Genomic DNA, 2,521 nt, shown 5'->3' with positions numbered 1-2,521 from the left:
CGGAAGTCGATAATTTGGAAATACCACACCTCGTTCTATTAACTGATCAAAAGAGAGTTCAGCAGTTTCTTCTTCGTCATCCTTTTTCTTTTTGCCTCCAAAATTTCTTTCCCGAGCCAGCTCGTTTACGTATTGAGTTCTCCAGGCACTGTACGCATTGGCCTGTGTCCAGCTTACACCTGCTACAGGATAGAAGTTAAATCCAGGATATCGGAAATAATAAGTGGAGTAAACATCATTGTAGGACATTGCATTTGCCCATACATTTTCATTTGGTTCCAGCTTTTTAAGAGAATCTGCACTGACACTGTCAGCTATATTAAAAAGAAATTCTTTATAATCTACGTTGGTAACCTCCGTTTCGTCCATATAAAACGAAGCAATTGTCACTGTTCTTTCCACATTATCGCGGAATCCCATTATGTCTTGTTCCTGCGATCCCAAGACTGCTCTTCCTCCTTGAATGAAAACCAATCGTGGTCCGATAACCTCTCTTGGCAGCCTAAATACCTGAAAAGCAGAATCCTCTTCATCAAAGCTGTATTTAGCTCCGGTTGATGCACTTACACCCCCGGGATTGCTAGCTGTCCTTCTTGAGCTTTGTTGGCCACAAGATGACACCAATAATCCCAGTAAAGCGACTGCAACAAAAAAACTAAATTGAAAATTTTTATTCTCAAATTTCATGCGACAAGTTTTAAGTTTTGTCTTAATAAAACGCTAATATATGACCAATAATATATTTTAACAATATTCTTTTTTTTATCAAACCAAAGATTAAAACCGATTAGATCTTTTTTTTGTTAAAAACGACAAAAAAAATTGTATAATCTCAACAAACCTCCACACGAAATTTCATCTTAAATTATAAAAAAAAGAAGGAGTTATTTTTTAATCATCCACTCTAACCCTTTGTTTATTAAACAAATCTAGATTTTAAGCTAAATAATTATTTATTTACTGTCATTTCAGCAAGCCAGTTTTGGGCTTTCTGAATAGTATCCACTCCTTTCACTATAAGGATCAAACGATCTTTGGTCTCCTTTATTTTGCAAAGCCTACTTTTTGATTGAATAAATTTAATAATATTCATGAAAACAGGAGAGCTAAAATAAGGATCTTCTTTTGATGAAACGAAGTAACATTTCATTTGTTCATTTTTCAAAGAAAGTTTTTCAAAACCAAGGTTAACGGCCATCCACCTGAGCTCAACTGTTTCAAGCAATGCCTGAACTCTTTCCGGAATTTCACCAAATCTATCTCGGATCTCTTTTCTGAATTTATCAAGGGATTCCTCTTCTTTAATATTATCCAATTTGGAATACAAGCTCAACCTTTCTGAAATATTGCTTACATAACTTTCGGGTATCAAGAGTTCCATATCAGTTTCTATTACACAATCCTGAACCAATGGTGCCACCACCTTTTTCAAGTCTTGCTCAAAAATCGATGCAAATTCAGTTTGCTTAAGTTCCTGTACAGCATCGTCAAGTATTTTATGGTACATTTCAAAACCCAAATCAGAGATAAAACCACTTTGTTCGGCCCCTAATAAATTCCCGGCTCCTCGAATGTCCAAATCCCTCATGGCTACTTTAAACCCGTCTCCAAGATCGGAAAATTCTTCCATGGCTTGTAACCTTTTCCTGGTCTCTGGGGTCAATGTGGAAGTTGGTGGGGTTAACAATATGCAATAGGCTTTTTTATTGCTTCTCCCTACTCTACCTCTCATTTGATGCAAATCACTCATGCCAAACATATTAGCCCGATTGATAATTATGGTGTTTGCATTGGGAATATCAAGCCCTGATTCAATAATATTGGTAGACACCAACACATCATAATTACCTTCTATAAAATCTACCATAATTTTCTCAAGTTTTTTCCCATCCATCTGCCCGTGAGCCCCTATGACCCTGGCATCAGGTACCAGTCTCAAAATCAAGTTGGCAATGGAGTCTATTTCCATGACCCTATTGTGAACAAAAAACACCTGGCCTCCCCGGCCTAACTCAGTGGCAACCGCATCTCGGATAACATCTTCCCTAAAAGTATGTATCTCGGTTGTGACCGGCTGTCGATTAGGTGGAGGAGTAGCAATGACAGAAAGGTCTCTGGCACCCATTAATGAAAAATGAAGGGTTCGGGGTATTGGAGTAGCTGTCAGAGTAAGCACATCCACATTGACTCGAAGCTGCTTTAGCTGATCTTTAACCTTGACTCCAAACTTTTGTTCCTCATCAATGACCAACAAACCAAGGTCCTTGAAACGCATTGCTTTGTTAACAATTTTATGCGTACCGATTAGAATATCTATTTCACCACTTCCTACTTTTTCTATGATTTCCCTAACCTCTTTGGCCGTTCTGAACCGGTTGATATAATCAATGGTGACGGGAAAATTCTCCAACCTTTCTTTGAAAGTCTGGTAATGTTGCATGGCCAAGATGGTGGTGGGTACCAATACCGCCACCTGCTTTCGGTCATTTACTGCTTTGAATACCGCCCTTACAGCTACTTC

General features: G+C 38.3%; 2 protein-coding genes. Both read right to left on the bottom strand.

Features of this window, described 5'->3' with window-relative positions; all coding sequences use genetic code 11:
- Window positions 1–687: SUMF1/EgtB/PvdO family nonheme iron enzyme (locus tag AAC037_RS23400; RefSeq protein ID WP_339906035.1), on the bottom strand; the 687-nt coding region annotated here is incomplete at its 3' end.
- Between the two features lie 262 nt (window positions 688–949).
- Window positions 950–2,521 (bottom strand): TRCF domain-containing protein (locus AAC037_RS23395; protein WP_339906034.1); only part of this gene is annotated, 1,572 nt, incomplete at its 5' end.

The sequence above is a fragment of the uncultured Cyclobacterium sp. genome, from assembly GCF_963976465.1.
Classification (GTDB): domain Bacteria; phylum Bacteroidota; class Bacteroidia; order Cytophagales; family Cyclobacteriaceae; genus Cyclobacterium.
The sequence above is the reverse complement of the archived record's forward strand: the minus strand, read 5'-3'. Positions and strand labels throughout refer to the sequence as shown.